Below are 21,042 nucleotides of genomic sequence, written 5' to 3'. Positions count from 1 at the left end.
GAAGGACACTGATGCACAACACGGAACAAGGCCGCCCGGACGAACGGGTGGTCCGGGCGCTGCGTGACTCCATCAAGGACAACGAGCGCCTGCGCGAGCAGAACCGGCGTTTGGCCGAGGCCGCCACCGAACCAATCGCGATCACCGCCATGAGCTGCCGCTATCCCGGCGGCGTCCAGTCCCCCGAAGACCTGTGGGAGCTGCTGCTCGCCGAACGCGACACCGCGTCGGCCTTCCCCGAGGACCGGGGGTGGGACCTGGACGGACTGTTCGACGACGATCCCGACCAGCCCGGCCGCAGCTACACGCGCAAGGCCTCCTTCCTCGACGACCCGGCCGGCTTCGACGCCGCCTTCTTCGGGATCTCCCCCAAGGAGGCGCAGGCCATGGACCCCCAGCAGCGGCTGCTGCTGGAGTGCTCATGGGAGGCGGTCGAACGCTCCGGCACCGACCCCACCACCCTGCGCGGCACCCGCACCGGCGTGTTCGTCGGCGTGGTCGCCGTCCCCTACGGCCCACGCGCCGTGGACGCCACCGACGGCAGCGAGGGCCACCTGGTCACGGGCACGGCCCCCAGCGTCGCCGCGGGCCGGATCTCCTACACCCTCGGGCTGGAGGGTCCGGCGGTCAGCTACGACACCGCGTGCTCCTCCTCCCTGACCGCGCTGCACGGGGCCGTGGCCGCACTGCGCGCCCGCGAGTGCGACCGAGCCGTGGTCGGCGGTGTCAGCGTGGTCACCGACCCCGCCGTGTTCGCCGGCCTCAGCGGGCAGCGCGCGCTGTCGCCGGACGGGCGCAGCAAGGCCTTCGACGCCGGCGCCGACGGTACCGGCTGGAGCGAGGGCTGCGGCGTGCTGCTGGTGGAGCGCCTCTCCGACGCCAGGCGCCACGGACGCCCCGTCCTGGCACTGGTACGCGGCGTGGCCGTCAACCAGGACGGTGCCAGCAGCGGGCTCACCGCGCCCAACGGCTCGGCCCAGCGCAGGGTCATCCAGCAGGCCCTGGAAGCCGCCGGGATCACCGCCGACCAGGTCGACGCCGTCGAGGCCCACGGCACCGGCACGGCCCTGGGAGATCCCATCGAGGCCGAGGCGCTCATCGCCACCTACGGGCGGGCGCGCACCCCCGACGACCCGCTGCGGCTGGGCTCGCTCAAGTCCAACATCGGTCACACCGTCGCCGCGGCCGGAGTCTCCGGCGTCATCAAGATGGTGCTGTCACTGCGCAACGAGAGGCTGCCCCGCACCCTGCACCTGAGGGAGCCCACGCCCCGGGTGGACTGGTCGTCCGGGACCGTGGCCCCACTCACCGAGGCCCTGGCCTGGCCGCGCAGGCAGGACCGCCCGAGGCGGGGCGCCGTCTCCTCCTTCGGGATGAGCGGCACCAACGCCCACGCCGTGCTGGAGGAGGCGCCCCCGAGGGAACCGCTCCCCGATCCGGACGCCGCGGCACCGCCCGCGGCCGGCGCCCTGGTGCCCTGGCCCGTCTCGGCGCGCGGCACCGCGGCGCTGGCGGCCCAGGCCGGCCGGCTCGCCGACCACCTGGAGGCCCACCCCGACCTGGCGCCCGCCGACGTGGGGCACACACTGGCCACCGCACGCGCCGTCCTGTCCGACCGCGCGGTGGTCCTGGCCTCCGACAACGACGGTTTCCGCGACGCCCTGCGGGCACTGGCCGAGGGCCGTGACACCGACGCCGTCGTGCGCGGGCGCGTGCGCGAACAGGCCAAGACCGCCCTGGTCTTCCCCGGGCAGGGGTCGCAGTGGGCCGGTATGGCCGTGTCCCTGATGGACACCGTTCCGGAGTTCGCCGAATGCATCGACCAGTGCGAGAAGGCGTTCGCTCCCCATGTGGACTGGACGCTGTCGTCGGTACTGCGCGGCGAGCCCGGGTCCCCCGGCCTGGACCGCATCGACGTGGTCCAGCCGGTGCTGTTCGCCGTGATGGTCGCCCTCGCCGACCTGTGGCAGGCGCACGGGCTGCGCCCCTCCGCGCTCGTCGGCCACTCCCAGGGGGAGATCGCCGCCGCGTACGTGGCCGGCGCCCTCAGCCTGGAGGACGCCGCGCTCATCATCACCACCCGCAGCCGCCTGTTCACCTCGCTGGTCGGCCGGGGGGCCATGGCCACCATGGCACTGTCCCCCGACAAGGCGGCCGCACGCATCGAACCCTGGAAGGGCCGGGTGTCCATCGCCGTCGTCAACGGCCCCGAGAGCGTGGTCGTGGCCGGCGACCGCGAAGCCGTCGCCGAGGCGGCCGACGCCTGCGAGGCCGAGGGGATCAGGACGCACCGCGTCGTCGACGGCGTCGCCGGGCACACGTCACAGGTGGAGGAGCTGCGCGAGGACCTGCTCGCCGCGCTCGCCGGCATCCGCCCCCGCCCCGCCCGCGTCCCGCTCTACTCCACCGTCACCGGCGGGCGCATCGACGGCACCGCCCTGGACGCCGGCTACTGGTACCGCAATCTGCGTCAGACCGTGCTCTTCGAGCCGGCCGTGCGTGCCCTGCACGACGCCGGGTTCTCCGCGTTCGTCGAGGTCAGCAGCCATCCGGTGACCGCTTACGGCATACAGCAGACCCTGGAGGCGGAGGGGGACGAGGCCAGTGCGGTCCTGCACACCCTGCGCAGGGAGGAGGGCGACTACGGGCACTTCCTCACCGCGCTGGCCAGGGCCCACGTGAGCGGCGTGGCCGTGGACTGGACGCGCGCCCACGCCCCCCACACGCCGAGGACCGTGGACCTGCCCACCTACGCCTTCCAGCGGGACCGGTACTGGCAGGCCCCCGGCCGTACCACCGACGTGTCGGGTGCCGGGGCCGACACGTCCGGACACCCGTTCCTGGGCGCGGCCGTGGACCTGCCCGACGGAGGCGGCCACCTGTTCACCGGGCAGCTGTCCCTGCGCGCCTTCCCCTGGCTCGCCGACCACGCGGTGGGCGGCACGGTGCTCCTGCCCGGTGCCGCCCACCTGGACCTGGTCCTGCACGCCGCCGAGTACGCGGGCCGGCCGTCGGTGTCCGAGCTGACCCTGCACGCCCCGCTGGTCCTGCGACCCGGCACCGACACACGGATCCAGGTGCGGCTGTCCGGAACCGGCGAGTCCGGACGGCGCACCGTCCGCGTGTACGCGCGCCCCGCCGACCAGCCCGGCGAGTGGACCCTGCACGCCGAGGGCGTGCTCACCGCCGACGCCGCTCCCCCCGTCACCGCCGCGACCGAACCCCCACCGGGCGCCGAGGCGCTCCCCGTCGACGGCCTCTACCCCGACCTGGCCCGGGACGGCTACGGCTACGGGCCCGCCTTCCAGGGGCTGCAGGCCGCCTGGAGCCACGGAGACGAGGTGTGGGCCGACGTGCGCCTGCCCCGGGGCCGCCGCGAGGAAGCCGACGCCTTCGGTCTGCACCCCGCGCTGCTGGACGCCGCCCAGCACGCCATCGCCCTGACCGGTCCCCGGGGCGGCGGCCGGGTGCGGCTGCCCTTCGCATGGACCGGGGTGCGCCTGCACGCCGCCGGAGCCGGCGCCCTGCGCGTGCACGCCCGCCCCGTCGGACCCGACGAGTACGCGCTGACCATGACCGACCCGGCCGGGCATCCCGTCCTGACCGCCGAGGCTCTGGCCGTGCGCCCCGTCGACGTCGCGCGCGTGGAGGCCGAGGCGAGCCGGTCCCGGACCCGTGAGCTGTACGCCCTGGGCTGGTCCGCCCTGGACCTTCCCGAGGCCGCCGCGGCCCCCGCCCTCGCCGTCCTGGGGCCGGACACCACCGGCATGACCGAGGCGCTCGCCCGTGCCGGCACCGTGGTGCACCCCCTCACCGGTCTGGAACAGCTCCGCGAGCTGCCCGGGGAGGTCACGGTCCTGGCGCCCTTCGCCCCGCCGGTCCCCGGAGCGGATACGCCACGGGCGGAGGCGGGCGGGGAGGGGCCCGCGGACCCGGGCCCGGACATCCCCGAGGCCGCCTCCGCAGGGCTGCACCGGGCTCTGGCCCTGCTCCAGGAGTGGATCGACGACGATGCCACGGACGACCACCGGCTCGTCGTCGTCACCCGGGGAGCGGTCGCGGTGAGCCCCGGTGAGGACGTCACCGACCTGGTCCACGCCCCGCTGTGGGGCATGCTGCGCACCGCCCAGACCGAGCAGCCCGAACGGTTCGGACTGGTGGACCTGGACGGCTCCGACACCGCCGCCGCCGTGCTCACCCGGGCCCTGGCCTCCGGTGAGCCGCAGGTCGCGCTGCGTGGGGCCACCGCGCACGCACCCCGCCTCACACGCGCCGCGGTGCCGGAGGAGCCCGCCTCCGCCGACATCGGCGACGGTACGGTGCTGATCACCGGTGCGACAGGCGTGCTCGGCTCCGCGGTCGCCCGCCGCGTGGTCGAGCGCCACGGCGCCCGCGACCTGCTGCTGCTCAGCCGCCGGGGAGGGGAGGCACCCGGAGCCGGCGAGCTCGCCGGGGAACTGGCGGCCCTCGGTGCGCGGGTCTCCTTCGCGGCCTGCGACGCGGCCGACGCCGACGCTCTGGCCGCCGTCATCGACGCCGTACCCGCCGAACGGCCCCTGCGCGCCGTGGTGCACATCGCCGGAACCCTCGACGACGGCGTACTCACCGCACTCACACCCGAGCGCATGGACGGTGTCCTGCGGCCCAAGGTCGACGCCGCCCACCACCTGCACCGGTTGACCGAGCACCTGGACCTGTCCGCGTTCGTGCTCTTCTCCTCGGCGGCGGGCGTACTGGGCAGCCCCGGCCAGGCCAACTACGCGGCGGCCAACGCCTTCCTCGACGCCCTGGCCCACCACCGGCGCTCCCGCGGCCTGGCGGCCCACTCGCTGTCGTGGGGCCTGTGGGGAACCCTCGGAGAGATGGCCTCCCACTTGGAGGAGGCCGACATCTCACGGCTGCGCCGCCTGGGCATGGCCAGGACGCTGACCGAGGAGGAGGGTCTGGACCTGCTGGACGCCGCCCTGGCCTGTGAGGAACCCCACCTGGTACCGCTGCCGCTGGACCTGGAGGGCATGCGCTCCCGCGCCGCCCGCACCGGTCAACTGCCGCCGCTGTTCCGGTCGTTGGTCCGGCCGCCCCGGCGCCGCGCCTCGGCCACGGGCGCGGCCGCCGGTCCGGGGTTGGCCGACGCACTGGCGGCCGCCGGCGCCGAGGAACGGGAGAGCATGCTGCTGGAGCTGGTGAGCACACGCACCGCGGAGGTGCTGGGCAGGCCCGGGGGCGAACGGCTCGACCCCGACCAGAACTTCCTGGAGATCGGCCTGGACTCCCTCACCGCCGTCGAGCTGCGCAACGAGCTGCGCGCGGCCACGGGGCTGCGGCTGTCCCCGTCCGTGGTGCTGGCCCATCCCACACCGGTCGGCCTGGCACGCCACCTGCTCGACGAACTGCCCGCGCACGGCTCCTCCCCGGCCGCCGTCGCGGCCCCGTCCGGAACCGATCCGCTGGAGGGCGCGGTGCCGCTGTTTCGCGAGTCGTGCCGCCAGGGCCGGATCGGCGACGGAATCCGCATGGTCCAGGCCGCGGCCCACCTGCGTCCCCTCTTCGGCGGACCGGAGGACTTCGGTGCCCGGGCGCGCCCGATCACCGTCGCGCGTGGACCGGCGCGCCCCCGTCTTGTGTGCCTGCCGTCCCTGGTCATGGTCTCGGGCCTCCAGGAGTACGCGCGCTTCGGCGCGGGCCTGCAGGACCGGAGGGAGGTGGTGGTCCTGCCCCAGCCCGGGTTCACCGCGGGCGACCCGCTGCCGCGGACTCCGGAGGCGGCCGTGGCCGTCCAGGCCCTGGCCGTACGCGAGGCCGTCGGCGACGAACCCTACGTGCTGGTCAGCCGCTCCTCCGGCGGGTGGGTGACGCATGACGTCGCCGTCCTGATGGAAGCCCGTGGGCACGCGCCCGAAGCGGTGGTCCTGATGGACACGCCCCTGCCGAACGACCACACGGCCTTCCCCATCATCCAGGCCGGCGTACTGGAACGGGAGACCCGGTTCGGGCTGATGGACGGCACACGGGTCACCGCGATGGGACGCTACATCCAGCTGTACGAGCGCTGGACGCCCTCTCCCACCGCCGTGCCGACCCTGACGGTGCGCCCGCAGAAGCAGATGGTCGACGGCAGGGGCGAGCCGATCGGAGGCGAGGACTGGCGGTTCGACTGGCCGTTGCCGCACGACGCGGTGGACGTGGGAGGCGACCACATCACCATGTTGGAGGAGCACGGCGTGGACACGGCCCTGGCCGTGCATGCCTGGCTGGAGAAGTACGTGGGTTAGGGATCGGGCGGTGTTTCCGCGTAGGCGCCCCCGCCGTGCGGCGGGCGGGGGCGCCGACCCGCCCGCCCACCGCTTCCCGTCGGCGCCCGCCGGCGGCTCCAGCAGGTCGTCGACGACGCCCTCGGGGCCGGTGCCGCCCCTGTCCGGACCCGGGTGGCCGCTCAGCCGGGCTCACCGCTTCGTGCACGGCGGCCGGCAGCAGCGCGCTGCTCCGTTCCGGGGAGCCCGCTGTCCCCCAGGAGGGGCGGCGCCGGGAGCGGCCGCGGAGAACGCGCGGGGCGCCCGTGTCCGGAACAACCCGGGCCCGCCGGACGTTGGCCCGTACGTGCCCCAGGCCCCGCACGCGCCGGAGCGCCGCACCGCGTCGGCGCGGTACCGGCGGCGAAAACCGGTTGCCGCCCCTTCTACCCTTGACTACTGATGAGCACCACCACGCCCGCGCCCGCCGCGGACACACTCCGCTCCCGGCTGCGCGACCTCATGCCCTCGGACCGCCACCGGCTGCGTCGGCGTATCGACGGTCTGGCCAAGATCCGCGACGAGCGCCGCCGCGCCTCGGTCACCGCCCAGATCGCCGGGGACATCGACGAGGCCGCCCTGCGCGTGGCCGTGCGCCGCGAGGCGGTCCCGGAGCTCACCTACCCCGAGTCGCTCCCGGTCAGCGCCCGCCGCGAGGACATCGCCGAGGCCATCCGCGACAACCAGGTCGTCATCGTCGCCGGTGAGACCGGTTCCGGCAAGACCACCCAGCTGCCCAAGATCTGCCTGGAGCTGGGGCGCGGCGTCATGGGCACCGTCGGCCACACCCAGCCCCGGCGCCTGGCCGCCCGTACGGTCGCCGAGCGCATCGCCGAGGAGATCGGTACCCCGCTGGGCGAGACCGTCGGCTACAAGGTCCGCTTCACCGACTCCTCCAGCGACAGCACGCTGGTCAAGCTGATGACCGACGGCATCCTGCTCGCCGAGATCCAGCACGACCGCATGCTGCGCCAGTACGACACGCTCATCATCGACGAGGCCCACGAGCGCAGCCTCAACATCGACTTCCTGCTCGGCTACCTCAAGCAGCTGCTGCCCAAGCGCCCCGACCTCAAGGTCGTCATCACCTCGGCCACCATCGACCCCGAGCGCTTCTCCCGCCACTTCGACGACGCCCCCATCGTCGAGGTCTCGGGCCGCACCTACCCGGTCGAGGTCCGCTACCGGCCCATCTCCGAGGAGATCCTCGACCCGGAGGAGAAGAACCCGGGAGGCGGCACCGACCGCGACCAGACCCAGGCCATCCTGGACGCCGTCGACGAGCTCGGCCGCGAGGCCCCCGGCGACGTGCTGGTCTTCCTCAGCGGTGAGCGCGAGATCCGCGACACCGCCGAGGCACTGGAGAAGAAGAAGCTCCCGAACACGGAGATCCTGCCGCTCTACGCGCGGCTGTCGGTCGCCGAGCAAAGACGCGTGTGGTCCTCCCACAGCGGGCGCCGCGTCGTCCTGGCCACCAACGTCGCCGAGACCTCCCTGACCGTCCCCGGCATCAAGTACGTCATCGACCCGGGCACCGCGCGCATCTCCCGCTACTCCCACCGCACCAAGGTGCAGCGCCTGCCCATCGAGGCGATCTCCCAGGCCTCCGCCAACCAGCGCAAGGGCCGCTGCGGCCGCGTCTCCGAGGGCATCTGCATCCGGCTGTACTCGGAGGAGGACTTCCTCTCGCGCCCCGAGTACACCGACCCCGAGATCCTGCGCACCAACCTGGCCTCGGTCATCCTCCAGATGGCCTCCCTGGGCCTGGGCGACGTCGCCGCCTTCCCGTTCGTGGACGGCCCCGACCACCGCCAGATCAAGGACGGCGTCAACCTCCTCACCGAGCTGGGCGCCCTGCACCCCGACACCTCCGGCCCCAAGCGCAGGCTCACACAGACGGGCCGGCGCCTGGCCCAGCTGCCCGTCGACCCGCGCCTGGGCCGGATGGTCCTGGAGGCGCACGAGCGCGACTGCCTGGGCGAGGTGCTGGTCATCACCGCCGCCCTGTCCATCCAGGACCCGCGCGAGCGCCCCGCCGACAAACAGCAGCAGGCCCAGCAGGCGCACGCCAGGTTCGCCGACAAGGAGTCGGACTTCCTGGCCTTCCTCAACCTGTGGAACCACCTGCGCGAGAAGCAGCGGGAGCTGTCGGGCAACCAGTTCCGCCGGCTGTGCCGCGAGGAGTACCTCAACTACCTGCGCGTACGCGAGTGGCAGGACATCCACAGCCAGCTCCGGCAGGTGCTGCGCTCCATGGACATCGAGGCCCCGCGTCCGCGCGAGGAGGCCGCCGACCCCCGCGGCGTGCACATGTCGCTGCTGGCCGGGCTGCTCTCGCACGTGGGGCTCAAGGACCCCGAGAAGCACGAGTACCTGGGCGGGCGCGGCGCCCGCTTCGCGATCTTCCCCGGATCGGCCCTGTTCAAGAAGCAGCCCCGCTTCGTGATGGCCGCGGAGCTGGTGGAGACCTCCAAGCTCTGGGGCCGCATGGTCGCGAAGATCGAACCGGAGTGGGCCGAGGAGCTGGCCGGGGACATCGTCAAGCGCCACTACAGCGAGCCGCACTGGGAGCGCAAGCGCGGCGCCGTCATGGCCTTCGAGCGCGTCACCCTCTACGGCGTGCCCATCGTCGTGCAGCGCAAGGTGTCCTACGGCAAGATCGACCCCGGGCTGTCCCGGGAGCTGTTCATCCGCCGCGCCCTGGTCGAGGGCGACTGGGAGACCCGCCACCACTTCTTCCACGACAACCGCAAGCTCCTGGACGAGGTGGAGGACCTCGAACACCGCGCCCGCCGCCGCGACATCGTCGTGGACGACGAGACGCTGTTCGCCTTCTACGACGCGCGCGTGCCGGACTCGGTGGTCTCGGCCGCCCACTTCGACTCCTGGTGGAAGAAGGCCCGCCGCACCGATCCCACGCTCTTGGACTTCACCCGCGAGGAGCTCATCAACGAGGGCGTCGACGCCGTCAGCGAGGACGACTACCCGGACGTGTGGCGCCAGGGCGAGTTCACCTTCCCGCTGACCTACCAGTTCGAGCCCGGCAGCGACTCCGACGGCGTCACCGCGCACATCCCGGTGAAGTTCCTCAACCAGGTGGAGAACACCGGGTTCGACTGGCAGATCCCGGGGCTGCGCGACGAACTCGTCACCGCGATGATCCGGTCCCTGCCCAAGCCGCTGCGGCGCAACTTCGTCCCCGTTCCGGACCACGCGGCCCGGGCGCGGGGCGGCCTGGACCCCTACGCGGGACCGCTCACCGAGGCGCTGGCCGCCGAGCTCACCCAGATGGCGGGGGAGCGGATCAGCCCCTCCGACTTCCAGCTGGACCGGGTCCCCGACCACCTGCGCATCACCTTCCGCGCGGTGGACGACCGGGGCCGCACCCTGGCCGAGTCCAAGGACCTGGAGAAGCTGCGCGCCAAGCTCAAGCCGCGTCTGCGCGAGGCGATCTCCGCCGAGGCCAAGGGCGTGGAGCGCAAGGGGCTGACCTCCTGGGACTTCGGCCCGCTGGAGCAGACCCTGGAGCGCAAGGCGCTCGGCCCCAAGGTGAAGGGCTACCCGGCGCTGGTGGACGAGGGCGACAGCGTCGCGATCCGCATCTTCGACACCCGGGCCGAGCAGCGCGCCGCCATGTGGGCGGGCACCCGGCGCCTGCTGCTGCTCACCGTGCCCTCGGTGGCGCACGCGGTCAGCAAGGGGCTGAACAACCCCGACAAGCTCGCCCTGGCCGACAACCCGCACGGCTCGGTCGGCAAGATGCTGGCCGACGCCGAGGCGGCCGCGGTCGACCACCTGCTCGCCCGCGAGGGCGGCCCGGTGTGGAACGGCGAGGACTTCCACAAGCTCTCCGAGCGGGTGCGCGCCGACCTCGGCGACACCCTCGCCGAGATCCTCGACAAGAGTGCGCGCGTGCTGGTGCTGTGGCGCAAGGTGTCCAAGAAGGTCAAGGGCACCACGTCCCTGGCCGTGCTGCCCTCGCTCAACGACGTGCAGGGACAGCTCGGCGACCTGGTCGGGGACGGGTTCGTCACCCGGACCGGCCTGTCGCGCCTGGACGACCTCCACCGCTACCTGCGCGGGGTGGAGTACCGGCTGGACAAGCTGCCGGAGAACCCGCGCCGCGACCAGGTGAACATGGCCAAGGTCGAGCAGATGCGCCAGGCCGTGGCCAAGCTGCGCGGGAGCCTGCCGGCGGGGCGCGCGGCCGACCCGGACGTGGTGGAGCTGCGCTGGATGCTGGAGGAGTACCGGGTCAGCCTGTTCGCCCAGGAGCTGCGCACGGCCTACCCGGTCTCGGACAAGCGCATCATGAAGGCGATCGAGGCAGCCAAGGCGGCGGGCCGGAAGTAGGTCCCCGGGGACCTGTCCGCGGGTCCGGTGCGGTCGACGCTTGACGAAGGCGCTCGGGGGAGCGGTCGGCGGTGTCCGTTCAGATCAGGTCTCGTGGCGGCGGAAGAGGAAGAGCCCGTACTGCGCCTCAGGGTCCCGCCACTGGGCCCGCAGGTGGAAGCCGTGCGCCCCTACTTCGCGGGCCAGCTGCCGGCCGTCGAACTTCACCGAGTAGCCGACGTTGAGGAACTGCCCGCGCGGTATGCGCAGTGTGAGTCCGAGTCCCGGTACGGGCACCGTCCGGTCGGCTTGGGCGCGAAGACGTCCCTCCACGGTGGAGGTGTCCGCGTTGTAACAGGCCTCCGGGACGAAGTCGTCGAGCACGAAGCCGGCGCCGTAGCGGCGGTTGAGCTGGGTGAGGTAGTTGAGCCGAAAGCCGGCGAAAGCCGAGTGCCCGGCGGGGTCGTTGTAACAGGTCTCCAGGACCTCACGGCTCTTGTCCAGATCTGCGGAGACCAGGAAGCTCTCGCCCGGGTCCAGGCTGCGGGCGATCTCGCCGAGCAGGCTGTCACGTTCCTCGCGCGTGGCGTTGCCGAAGCTGCTACCGAGGAAGACGACCGCGAGCGGCTCACCGGGGTGGGTGCTCAGCCAGTCGAGACCGGCTTCGTAGCGTCCCCACAGGCCCGTGACCTCCAGACGGTCCAGTTCCGAGCACAACGCGGCGCCGCTGGACCGCAGCATGCTCTGGTCGACGTCGATCGGAAGGTAGGTGGTCTCACGCAGGCGCACGCAGCTTTCCAACAGCAGCCGTGTCTTCTTCGCACTCCCGCTACCCAGTTCCGCGATCCGCCCGCAGGCGAGCAGCTCGGCTATCTCCGGGGAGTGGTGCTCCAGCAGGGCGCGTTCCACGCGGGTCAGGTAGTACGTGGGCAGCTCGGTGATCTGCTCGAACAGTTCGGAACCGACCGCGTCGTAGCCGAGCCAGGGCGGCAGCCGGGGCGGCGTCTGCTGGAGGCAGTCGCGCACGACCGTGTCCTCCGGCACCGCGTCGCCCCTGCCGGCGACCGGCAGGACGCCGGCCCGCGCCGCTGGTCCAGGTGGTCTCATGGTCTCCTCCCGTCCACCCCGTCGCGAAAGCTCGACTCGCCGCGGTTCCAATGGCGCAACAGGTGATCCTCCATTCGTTCGGCCAGGAACGTGCTGCCGCGGATCCCGAACACGACGTCGGAGGCCAGTTCGGGTTCGGCGTTCAGCAGCGGTGCGATCACCTCGCGCCGGACGAGCTGCTCGTGCACCGCGTCGGCCTCGACGTGCTCGGCATAGAACCGAACGGCGGCCGGACCGCACCCCAGCCTCCGCATGGCTTTGACCAGCCGGTCCGCGCCGGGGGAGGAGGTGAGCTCGACGGTGGCGAACTGCCCGATCAGCGCCGCGCGCAACCCGCGGTGCAGCCCGCACAGCGACATGAAGTTGACCTCGGCCAGCATTTCGGCGGGGGCGGAGTCGAGATAGGCGCCATAGTCCGCGGAGAGGCCGAGCTCGGTCATCATGTCGGCGAAGAGCTTGGAGTGCGCCCGCTCGGGGTCTCCCGCGCCGTACTCGTCGTGCTGCACCGTCACGAGGGCGGCCTTGGACGGACCGTCCAGGCGGGGGATGACGAAGGTCTGCGGGTCGGCCTCCTTCAGGTGGTAGAGCGAGCGGTGAGCGACGTACTCGCGCAGCTGCCACAGTTCCCCGTGGCGGCGTAGGTGATGGGAGACGCCGAACGCGTCGACGTGTTCGATGAGGAGTTCCCCGAGCTCGCTCTCGACGTCCGCGCCAGCGGGCACGTCGTCTCTGAGCGCGCCGAGGAAGGCCCGTTCCAACTCGGCGCGGATCGTCAGCAGGACCGGGTCCCATTCGCGGTCGGCGTCGACTCCCCGGAAACCGCGGTAGTGGAGTTCGTAGCAGCAGTAGAGCGCCAGTTGGAGGTCCTCGCCGTAGGGCGGGGACCCGTCCACGGCGGGAGGCACGGGCCGGTTTCCGCGCAGTGCGGACAGAACCGCCTCGGAGACCGGGCCGCGAGGGGCGGGAAGCGTCGGTGTTCTCGGCATCGTCGCGGTCATGGGTCGTGCTCCTTCTCCTCCCCGCCGCGTACGCGGCGGCGGTGGCTGGTATCGCAGAACGGGCGGCGCCGGCTGCGGCCGCACGCACACAGCGCGGTGACCGCCCGGTCGCTGTGCACGCGCGTTCCGTCGGGCATCTCCACGTCGATCGGGCCGTAGACGAGGATCGGGCCCTCGTCGGTGACGAGGACCCGGCGACGGGCCTCAGCCATGGTGCGCCTCGATGACCACGAGTTCCTCCTCCACCTGGTCGGGGCCGAGCAGCCCGCGGGCGCGCAGTGCCGGAGCGCGCGCCCGCAGGACCGGCCCGAACGGAACGCGGGCTCGTGCGAGGACCTCAGGAGCCAGGCCGGTCTCCTTGAGCTGGTCCAACGTGATCTGCTCGTCGGCGAGCTCGGACTGCACGAGCAGCAGCGCGCCGTCTTCGTTGAGCACCGAGGAGACCCCTGCGCAGATGCGGTCCAGCAGGAGCCGCCCGTCCGTTCCCGCGTCCCAGCACCTCGCCATCCGGTGGCGGGGCGGCAGCAGACCGGGAGCGGGCATGTAGGGCGGGTTGGCGAGCACGAGGTCGAAGCGGTGCGGGGCCACGGGAGCGAACAGGTCACCGCGCCGGACCGTCGCCGGGACCCCGTGCAACCGGCTGTTGAGCCAGCTCGCCAGTACTGAGCGTCGCGACAGGTCGATCGCGGTGAGGCTGGCCGCGCCGGCGCGGAAGGCCTCGATGCCCAGCGCCCCGGTGCCCGAACCGACGTCGAGGACTGAGCGGCCGGCGACCTGGCCGCGCTGACGCAGTACGGCACGGAGCAACGAGGTGTCCTCCTGTGCCCGGTAAACGCCCGGCGGCCTCACTAGCAGCATGCGAGCGCCACTACCCGGCCTCCCCACCACCAACCGCGTTGAACATTCCGGGCAACGGTTGGTGACAGTGGGTGGGAACCGGTCGGGTGGCGCGGCCGTGTCCGGGCTGGAGCTGCGCACGGCCTACCCGGTCTCGGACCGGCGTGTCATGAAGGCCGTCGAGGCGGCGGGCGGGAAACGGTGAGCAGCAAGGTGTGGGCGACCGGCCACAAGTAGGAGCCCTGCGACGGTTGAGGGGTTGCTCCGCCTGTAGCATGCGCTCTGTGGTTTAGACCACTGACGGTACGAGATGCAGGCGCGAGGGAAACGAGGCTCCTGGTGGGCGAAGCGGTGGACGGAAAGCGGCTCCTGCTGGTGGGCACCTACACTCCCGACTCCGACCCGCCGGGGGAGGGCGCCGGTATCCACCGCGTCTGGTTCGACCCCATGACGGGGGAGATGGCCGACGGCGGCGTGGCCGCTCGCACCCCGGGTCCCTCCTTCCTGGCCTTCCACGAGGACCCGGCCACGGTCTACGCCGTCAACGAGCGAGCCGAGGGCACCGTCACCGCCTTCCGGATCGACGGGGGCGCCCGGCTCACCGAGCTGGCGCAGGCCCCCACCGGCGGCGGATCGCCCTGCCACGTGCTCGCGACGGGCTCCGAGCTGGTGGTCACCAACTACGCCAACGGCGTGGCGACCGTGTACGGACTGGAGAGGGGCGGCGCGTTCACGGCCGGAGCGGTGGAGCTGGCCAACACCGGGAGCGGGCCGGTCACCGACCGCCAGGAGGGGCCGCACGCGCACAGTGCCGCCGCCCCCGACGACCGTCACGTGCTCGTGGCCGACCTGGGCACCGACGAGCTGCGCGTCGTCCGCGACGGCGAGCAGGTCGGCACGGTCGCGCTGCCCCCGGGCACCGGTCCCCGCCACGCGGCGGTGTCGGGGGAGTACCTCTACGTCGCAGGCGAGCTGGACTCGCGGGTGCACGTCGTGCGCTGGGACCCGGGCACCGGCACCGGTGAGCACCTCGGCTCCGTCCACGCCACCGGCGAGGAGGCCGCGGGCGACAACTTCCCCGCCGAGATCCTCACGAACGGCGACCACGTGTACGTGTCCAACCGGGGAGCCGACACGGTCTCCACCTTCGCCGTCCGCGGCGGCGGCGCGCGCCTGGAGCACGTGGCCAGCGCCCCGGCCGGAGGGCCGTGGCCGCGCAACTTCACCGTGGTGCGCGGCCACCGCGAGGAGCCCGACCACCTGGTCGTGGCCGCCCAGAACGGGGACTCGCTGGCCTCCCTGCTCATCGACCCCGACACGGGCGTCCCCGCCGACACCGGCCACCGGCTGCGCCTGCCCGTCCCCGTGTGCGTGCTCCCGGTCCCGATCACCCGCATCCGCCGCGCCGGGGCCGCGACTGCCTGACGGCTCACACGTAGTCCTCGGACCGGAAGGGGATCGTCTCCTCGTCGGCACGAGCGTCGATCACAGCGCTGTCAGCGGTGTCCTCCAGCTCTTCCGGGCACACCGCCTCCGGCTCCGGGGCTCGGCCCCGAGGCCCTTCCGCTGGTCGCACCGGGGCCAAGGGCGTTCGCTCCGTTCAGGTGTGCTTCTTCGTGCTCGGCCAGATGGCGTGTTCGGGGTCCCAGAACACGACGTGGAAGATGTTGCCGTCGACGAAGCCGTACAGCCTGCCGGGCCCGTTCATCCTCAGCCGGGAGATCTGGGTCTGGTCCGCCAGCCGCAGGTGCTCCAGGCGTTCCTTGGCCTGCTTGTTCGGCAGCCCCTCCAGGTCGTAGCTCTTCGCGAGGCCGCCGCTCTGGTGGAAGAGTTCGCGGACGCTCATCCGCTCGAAGTCCCGCAGTTTCCTCAGCAGGTCGCAGAGGTCCTCACCCGCGACCTCCGAGAACCCCCACGGCCCCTCGTGGTCGACGTGTTCGAAACGCCAGCACATGCGCTCATGGGAGCTGTCGGCCTGGGGGAGCCGGTGGGGGTTGGGCGGGCTCTTGCCCGGAGGCGGGGTAGGCGCGGGAGCCTTCTTCTTCCCGCCCCTACCCTTGGGCACTGTCGGCCGCCGTGAGCGCGTCGAAGTACTCGTGCAGGTCGTCCTCCGCCAGAGGTTCGATGCTCCGTTCGAGCCCCTCGGCACCAGCCCGCTGGCGTGCGCGCAGCCAGGGCGGCTCACGGTGGGTCATCGCCGACAGTTGGTGCGCGCTGAAGCCCTGGAGTGAGCCCAGGACCAGGTCGACGGACTCCCGCTCACCCGGGTCCAGGGCCTCGGGGTTGCCCTTGATGTCTTTCGGTGCCACGGAGAACAGGCCGCGGTGACACGCGTACAAGGCAGGGGCGACCGGGCCGTTGGCCCAGGCCTCGAAGTGCTCGGGGAACAGCGGGCGCTCCTCCCAGGCCAGGTGGTAGCCGTAGGAGTAGTAGCACAGCTTCTGGAGCTTCATCGCGCTCATGGTGCCCAGGCGGTCGAGGATGTACCGGGCGACGTCGGTCACGTTGGCCATGCCACTCCCTCCCTGCCCTCGTGTGGGCCGAGAACGCGGTCTTCTTGCACGTCAACGGCTCTTTTCGATCATACGTGTGGTGTTTCGCGGGGGTCTATGGACCTGAGGTGCGATCAGCCTAACCCTTCGGTCCGACCCTGATCCGGGGAAGGCACCGACTACCCGTGTTCCGTTCGGCGGCGAGGCGATGGCTGCGCTCCTCACCGCGCCCTCACCTGCGAGGAAGCGGTCACAGCCTTATCGGCCTGGGGCCCAGGCAGAGGCTTTCGGCCGGAGCGGATCTGCGAGTGCGGACGGACCAGGTCGCAGGGAGCACTGGAAGCGGCCGGGTGCCCCGATGCGGTTCCATTGCTGGCCGGGGCCTGGGTAGGGAAGCCGGGAGACCGGCTCGCCCGTCGCGAAGGAGGACGACGAACAGTGGGGCAACGGGAGCAGGGGACTCAGCACGGTTCCAAGGCCGAGCGCACGGTCGGGATCATCGGGTGCGGCAGCATGGGGGAGCGCCACGCCAGGGCGTTCATCGCGACCGGCCGCCTGGAACCGTGTCTGCGCGTCACGCACCTTTGTGACCGGGACAGCGCGCGAGCGCACCGGGTCGCCGACCTGTTCACCCAGGCCGGTCTCCCGCGCCCCTCGGTCACCGTGCGGGCCGAGGACCTGTTCGCCGACGGGGGCCTCGACTCCGTCGACGTCGTACTGCCGACATCGGCACACCACGGCGTCTGTGTCCAGGCGTTGCGGGCCGGAAAGCACGTCCTGGTGGAGAAACCCCTGGCACTCGACGTGGAACAGGCCGCGTCGATGGTCGGTGCGGCCGCGGCGAACGACCGGGTGCTGTCCGTGGCGGAGAACTACCGGCGTGTGGGAGCCAACCGCGCCCTTCGTGCCCTGCTGGACCGGTCGGACGGCGTCGTCTCCATGACCACCGACATCGTCTGCTCGCCGCTCCACGACGCTCGGCACAACGCCGCGGACTGGTACGCCGACCCCGACACCGCCGGGTCCTACCTCGCCCACGAGATGGGCGCGCACGAGATGGACCTCGTCCGCTTCCTCCTGGGGGAGGTCGAGTCCGTCCACTGCGTTCCCCGCTTCTCCGCGCACGAGCCCTCACGGGACCCGCGACGGGCCACCGGACTGTTCGCGACGTTGACGTGCGCGTCCGGCGCGGTCGCGCAGATGAGCCTGCGGTCTTCCGACCACGAGCCGCCGGGCGGGTCCAGGAGGATCGTCCTGGAGGACGGCGGCCACGTCCTCAGCCAGGCGTGGGAGGTGTGGGACGGCTGGCACCAGGGCCGCGGCGGTGCGCGTACCACGACGGACGAGGCCCTCACCGCCCTCGCCGCCCACACGGGCGAAGTGGGAAACGGTAGGGGATCGTCCGACCCCGCGCTCAGGCACGAACCGGTCCGGCCGCTCTTCGCCAGGGATGACGTCGCGCGCAGCGGGGTCGCGTCCGCCGTCCACGAGTTCGCGCACGCCGTCGCGGGTGTACGTGAACCCGAGATCGACGGTGTGGACGGGATGCGCACTCTCGCCCTGTGTGAGTCCCTGATCCTCTCGGCGCGTTCGTCGAGAACGAGCTGGTCGGGGAGTCGGTCTGCCACGGTCGCGGGCATGTCCACCAGGCTAGACCGTTCCTGAAGGTCCGCGAGGACGCTCACCCGGGACGGTGCTTCCGTGCCACGGTGTGCCCGGCCCCCGGTCCTCCCTGTCCGGAACCACCTCCGGTGACCGTCTCCGGTGTCCGGTCCGTCTGCGCCTATTTCGTTCCCGCGCCCGTCGAACGCTCCACACGGGCAGTCGCACACCGCCCACAGGGCCGGGGGCGCACGGGAGTCCTTGCCTGTACGGGCGGTGACGCCGTCGCCGGGCGGGACCGACCACGCCGCCGACTCACCAGGGGCCGTGGCGGGCCAGGCTCACGGCCAGGGCGCCCGCCGACAGGCAGAAGAACACGGCCCAGGGGCCCAACCGGTGGTCACGGACCCGCAGGTGGGCCCAGAGCGCACCGAGGAAGTACAGCACGAGGCCGCCGGCGGCGAGCGTGCCCAGCACCGGCACGGTGAACCCGGCCAGCAGCCCCAGCGATCCCGCCGCCAACAGGACGCCCAGCGGGCGTATCCAGGACCGGGGCACGCCCAGCCTGTCCGCCTCGTTCCTGGGATGGTGGTGGCCGGCGAGGTTGGCGGTGGCGGCCAGGCCGCTGACGGCCGAGGCGAGCAGGACGACCACGGTGTGGGCGGCGAACACGGAGGGCCCCTTCTTCGTGGGGACGGCGGTCGGGTGCGCTCCATGGACGAGACGGGCTCCGAGGACGTGACACGTCCCGTGCCGCATGGGAAGGACGGGGCCGGCCCGTGGCGGCCCCGGGAGGAGAGCGTTCCGCCGCATCCCCGGGGTTCGGGGCTCCGCCGTACTAGGGTTTGCGCCGGTACGTCTCCACCCGACCCCGAGAGAGGACATCGTGCTCTTCGCGGCTCCGGTGGCCGCCGTCGCCGCGACACTGCTGCTGACGGCGCTCACCGGGCAGATCCCCCAGGTGCTCACGTGGGGCGCTCTCATGACCCTGGTCGCCGCGGCTCCGATCGTCGTCCCGCCGCCGCACCGGCGCACCGCGATCCGGGTGTGCGCCGCCCTTCTTGCCGCCGCGACCGTCCTCGGCATCCTGTCGGTCGGGGCGTTCTACGTCCCCGCGCTCGCCGCACTCGTCATCGCGGGGACCACGCACCGTCCGAAGAGCCGGGGAAGGCGGTCGACGGCGGCGTGAGTCCGCGTGGCGGCCCCGCGGGCGTGTGACCTGTGTCTCAGGACGAACCCCACAACGACCGGGCGCACGGAACTGTGCGCCCCGACCTCTTCTCCGGTCACCGGCATCACGGACAATGGGGAGTGATCCACTCCCACACCCCTGAGGGAATCCATCCATGCCCACGACCAGGAACGCCGTCCGCTACAAGGGCCTGACCGCCCGCGACCTCGCGCTCATCGCCGTGTTCGCCGGCCTCATCGCCGCGCTCAGCGTCACCGTCGCCATCCCGCTGCCGTTCTCCCCGGTGCCGATCACCCTCCAGACCCTCGGCGTCATGCTCGCCCCCAGCCTCCTGGGCTGGAAGCGCGGCACCCTCGCCGTCGCCGCCTTCCTCGCCCTCGGCCTGGCCGGGCTTCCGCTCTTCGCGGGCGGTATGGGCGGTGTCGGGGTCCTGGCCAGGCCCTCGGCCGGGTTCATCGTCAGCTGGGTCTTCGCCGCCCTGGTCATCGGCGTGCTCACCGACCTCATGCTCCGCGCCAACCATGGCCGCTACCGCTTCTGGGCGGGCCTGGGCGTCAACGTCGTCGGCGGCATCCTCGTCGTCTACGCGATCGGCGTCCCCTGGATGTCCGCCGTCGCGGGCAGCGGGGTCCTGGCCACCACCTACTCCATGCTGGCCTTCCTGCCGGGCGACCTCGTCAAGGCCGTCGCCACCGCCCTCATCGCCGGCACGGTCTTTCGCGCCTACCCCATCCCGCCCGCCGGGCGCCCGGTCGTCGAGGTGGGCGACGACGGCGGAGCCGCCTGATGCTCCGCCTCGAGGGGGTCTCCCACTCCTACGACGACCGCGCCGTGCTGCGCGACGTCACCCTCGACCTCGCCGAGCACCGCGTCGGCGTGATCGGGGCCAACGGATCGGGCAAGTCCACGCTCGCCCGCACCCTCAACGGCCTCGTCGTCCCCGACGAGGGCCGGGTGACGCTGGGGGAGTGGGACACCCGGCGTCACGCCAGACACATCCGGCGCAGGGTCGGCTTCGTCTTCTCCGACGCCGCCAACCAGATCATCATGCCCACCGTCGCCGAGGACGTGGAGATCGGCCTGCGCTCCCTCAAGCTCGGCCGCGAGGAGACCGACCGCCGGGTCGAGGACGCCCTGGTCCGCTACGGTCTCGACGGTCACCGCGACCACCCCGGGCACCTGCTCTCCGGCGGGCAGAAGCAGCTCCTCGCCCTGGCCTCGGTGCTGGTCACCGAACCCGAGGTACTGGTCTGCGACGAGCCCACCACGCTGCTCGACCTGCGCAACACCCGCATGGTGCACCGCACCCTCGAAGGGCTCGAACAGCAGGTCGTGCTGTTCACACACGACCTGGACCTGCTCGACGGCTTCGACCGGGTCCTGGTCATGGACGCCGGGCGCGTGGTCTTCGACGGCGTGCCCGAGGACGCCGTGTCCCACTACACCAAGCTCATGGACGAGCGGTGAACACCGTCGGCCTGTACGTCCCCGGCCACAGCCCCCTCCACAGGGCACCGGCCGGGGCCAAACTCCTCGTGCTGCTGCTGGCCGGTGTCGGCCTCGTCGTCTGGGCCGACCACCGCGTCGCGGTCGGCGCCCTGGCCGTCGCGCTCGCGCTCTACCCGGCAGTGGGACTGCCCCTGGGGCGGGCCTGGTCCGCGCTGCGGGCGCTGTGGCCGTTCCTGCTGGCCATCGGCCTGTTCCAGGTCCTGTTCGCCGACTGGCAGACGGCCCTGCGCCTGTGCGCGCAGCTGGCCGCGCTCGTCCTGCTCGCCAACCTCGTCACCCTCACCACCCGCGTACGCGAGATGCTCGACCTCTTCGAGCGGATGGTCCGGCCGCTGCGCCACGTGGGCGCCGACCCCGACAGGATCGCCCTCGTCCTGGCGCTCACCATCCGCTCCATCCCGATGGCCGCCGCCGCCTGGCAGGCGGCCCGGGAGGGCTACCGGGCACGGGGCCTGTCCGGCCGCCCCCACCTGCTGGTGGTTCCGGTGATCGTCCAGCTGCTGCGGATGGCCGACGCGACGGGGGAGGCTCTCGTGGCCAGGGGGATCGACGAGGACACCCGGTCCTGATGTGTCCGCCGGGTCGCGCTCCCGGGAACGAAACGACGGAAAACGGTACCGATTGAGTATCGGATAGTCGGCTTCGCCTGCATTTCGGTGGATAATGAGCCCCAGTCCACTCGA

15 protein-coding genes are annotated in these 21,042 nt (G+C 72.5%); 8 read left to right on the top strand and 7 right to left on the bottom strand.

Annotated elements, in window-relative coordinates:
* Positions 1-11: 11 nt before the first annotated feature.
* A complete protein-coding gene (locus A6A08_RS12450; protein WP_073702706.1) occupies positions 12-6,272 on the top strand; it encodes a type I polyketide synthase in 6,261 nt (2,086 codons plus the stop codon).
* Between the two features lie 420 nt (positions 6,273-6,692).
* Entirely contained in the window at positions 6,693-10,643 is a 3,951-nt protein-coding gene (gene hrpA, locus A6A08_RS12445) for an ATP-dependent RNA helicase HrpA (protein ID WP_073702705.1), read from the top strand.
* 84 nt (positions 10,644-10,727) lie between these two features.
* Here hrpA and A6A08_RS12440 read toward each other — a convergent pair whose 3' ends face one another.
* The 4 genes from A6A08_RS12440 to A6A08_RS12425 are packed head-to-tail and all read right to left on the bottom strand — an operon-like array spanning position 10,728 to position 13,585.
* The gene (locus A6A08_RS12440) at positions 10,728-11,729 is read right to left on the bottom strand and encodes an L-histidine N(alpha)-methyltransferase (protein WP_073702704.1); all 1,002 of its coding nucleotides are present in this window, start codon (positions 11,727-11,729) and stop codon (positions 10,728-10,730) included.
* Positions 11,726-12,727 carry an iron-containing redox enzyme family protein gene (locus A6A08_RS12435; RefSeq protein ID WP_073702703.1) on the bottom strand — a complete coding sequence of 334 codons (1,002 nt, stop codon included), beginning with the start codon at positions 12,725-12,727 and terminating at the stop codon, positions 11,726-11,728. Before A6A08_RS12435 ends, A6A08_RS12440 begins: the two co-directional genes overlap by 4 nt.
* Positions 12,724-12,939 (bottom strand): CDGSH iron-sulfur domain-containing protein, encoded by a 216-nt coding sequence (locus A6A08_RS12430; protein ID WP_073702702.1) that lies wholly within the window; start codon positions 12,937-12,939, stop codon positions 12,724-12,726. Before A6A08_RS12430 ends, A6A08_RS12435 begins: the two co-directional genes overlap by 4 nt.
* On the bottom strand, positions 12,932-13,585 hold the full coding sequence (locus A6A08_RS12425; protein WP_242422454.1) for a HemK2/MTQ2 family protein methyltransferase: 654 nt from the start codon (positions 13,583-13,585) through the stop codon (positions 12,932-12,934). Before A6A08_RS12425 ends, A6A08_RS12430 begins: the two co-directional genes overlap by 8 nt.
* 318 nt (positions 13,586-13,903) lie before the next feature.
* Between A6A08_RS12425 and A6A08_RS12420 the strand changes: the two genes are divergently transcribed.
* A complete protein-coding gene (locus A6A08_RS12420) occupies positions 13,904-14,989 on the top strand; it encodes a lactonase family protein (protein WP_242422444.1) in 1,086 nt (361 codons plus the stop codon).
* Positions 14,990-15,164: 175 nt separating this feature from the next.
* On the opposite strand, the gene A6A08_RS12415 is transcribed toward A6A08_RS12420, so the two are convergent.
* Positions 15,165-15,518 carry a hypothetical protein gene (locus tag A6A08_RS12415; RefSeq protein ID WP_073702700.1) on the bottom strand — a complete coding sequence of 118 codons (354 nt, stop codon included), beginning with the start codon at positions 15,516-15,518 and terminating at the stop codon, positions 15,165-15,167.
* A gap of 97 nt (positions 15,519-15,615) precedes the next feature.
* Positions 15,616-16,077 carry a Panacea domain-containing protein gene (locus A6A08_RS12410; protein WP_073702699.1) on the bottom strand — a complete coding sequence of 154 codons (462 nt, stop codon included), beginning with the start codon at positions 16,075-16,077 and terminating at the stop codon, positions 15,616-15,618.
* 417 nt (positions 16,078-16,494) lie between these two features.
* On the opposite strand from A6A08_RS12410, the gene A6A08_RS12405 reads away from it, so the two are divergent.
* Positions 16,495-17,721 (top strand): Gfo/Idh/MocA family protein, encoded by a 1,227-nt coding sequence (locus tag A6A08_RS12405; RefSeq protein ID WP_073702698.1) that lies wholly within the window; start codon positions 16,495-16,497, stop codon positions 17,719-17,721.
* A gap of 252 nt (positions 17,722-17,973) precedes the next feature.
* Here the strand turns inward: A6A08_RS12405 and A6A08_RS12400 are convergent, their stop codons facing one another.
* Positions 17,974-18,330: a DoxX family protein gene (locus tag A6A08_RS12400; RefSeq protein ID WP_073702697.1), complete on the bottom strand. Its 357-nt coding sequence runs from the start codon at positions 18,328-18,330 to the stop codon at positions 17,974-17,976.
* 214 nt (positions 18,331-18,544) lie between these two features.
* On the opposite strand from A6A08_RS12400, the gene A6A08_RS12395 reads away from it, so the two are divergent.
* From A6A08_RS12395 to A6A08_RS12380, 4 genes are all read left to right on the top strand, one after another.
* A complete protein-coding gene (locus tag A6A08_RS12395) occupies positions 18,545-18,847 on the top strand; it encodes a hypothetical protein (protein WP_073702696.1) in 303 nt (100 codons plus the stop codon).
* Positions 18,848-19,004: 157 nt separating this feature from the next.
* Positions 19,005-19,637, top strand: coding sequence for a biotin transporter BioY (locus A6A08_RS12390; protein ID WP_073702695.1), 633 nt, complete (start codon positions 19,005-19,007; stop codon positions 19,635-19,637).
* Entirely contained in the window at positions 19,637-20,317 is a 681-nt protein-coding gene (locus tag A6A08_RS12385; RefSeq protein ID WP_073702694.1) for an energy-coupling factor ABC transporter ATP-binding protein, read from the top strand. Before A6A08_RS12390 ends, A6A08_RS12385 begins: the two co-directional genes overlap by 1 nt.
* On the top strand, positions 20,314-20,928 hold the full coding sequence (locus A6A08_RS12380) for a CbiQ family ECF transporter T component (protein WP_073702693.1): 615 nt from the start codon (positions 20,314-20,316) through the stop codon (positions 20,926-20,928). Before A6A08_RS12385 ends, A6A08_RS12380 begins: the two co-directional genes overlap by 4 nt.
* The last annotated feature ends 114 nt before the right edge of the window (positions 20,929-21,042 follow it).

The sequence above is a fragment of the Nocardiopsis sp. TSRI0078 genome (genome assembly GCF_001905145.1).
GTDB lineage: Bacteria > Actinomycetota > Actinomycetes > Streptosporangiales > Streptosporangiaceae > Nocardiopsis.
This window is presented reverse-complemented; position numbering and strand designations above follow the sequence as displayed.

Bases quoted from the DNA above. Each gene is read 5' to 3' on its own strand.
- A6A08_RS12425 (WP_242422454.1), bottom strand. From the start codon at position 13,585: ATGCTGCTAGTGAGGCCGCCGGGCGTTTACCGGGCACAGGAGGACACC.
- A6A08_RS12390 (WP_073702695.1), top strand. From the start codon at position 19,005: ATGCCCACGACCAGGAACGCCGTCCGCTACAAGGGCCTGACCGCCCGC.
- A6A08_RS12435 (WP_073702703.1), bottom strand. From the start codon at position 12,727: ATGACCGCGACGATGCCGAGAACACCGACGCTTCCCGCCCCTCGCGGC.
- hrpA (WP_073702705.1), top strand. From the start codon at position 6,693: ATGAGCACCACCACGCCCGCGCCCGCCGCGGACACACTCCGCTCCCGG.
- A6A08_RS12410 (WP_073702699.1), bottom strand. From the start codon at position 16,077: ATGGCCAACGTGACCGACGTCGCCCGGTACATCCTCGACCGCCTGGGC.
- A6A08_RS12385 (WP_073702694.1), top strand. From the start codon at position 19,637: ATGCTCCGCCTCGAGGGGGTCTCCCACTCCTACGACGACCGCGCCGTG.
- A6A08_RS12440 (WP_073702704.1), bottom strand. From the start codon at position 11,729: ATGAGACCACCTGGACCAGCGGCGCGGGCCGGCGTCCTGCCGGTCGCC.
- A6A08_RS12450 (WP_073702706.1), top strand. From the start codon at position 12: ATGCACAACACGGAACAAGGCCGCCCGGACGAACGGGTGGTCCGGGCG.
- A6A08_RS12430 (WP_073702702.1), bottom strand. From the start codon at position 12,939: ATGGCTGAGGCCCGTCGCCGGGTCCTCGTCACCGACGAGGGCCCGATC.
- A6A08_RS12415 (WP_073702700.1), bottom strand. From the start codon at position 15,518: ATGTGCTGGCGTTTCGAACACGTCGACCACGAGGGGCCGTGGGGGTTC.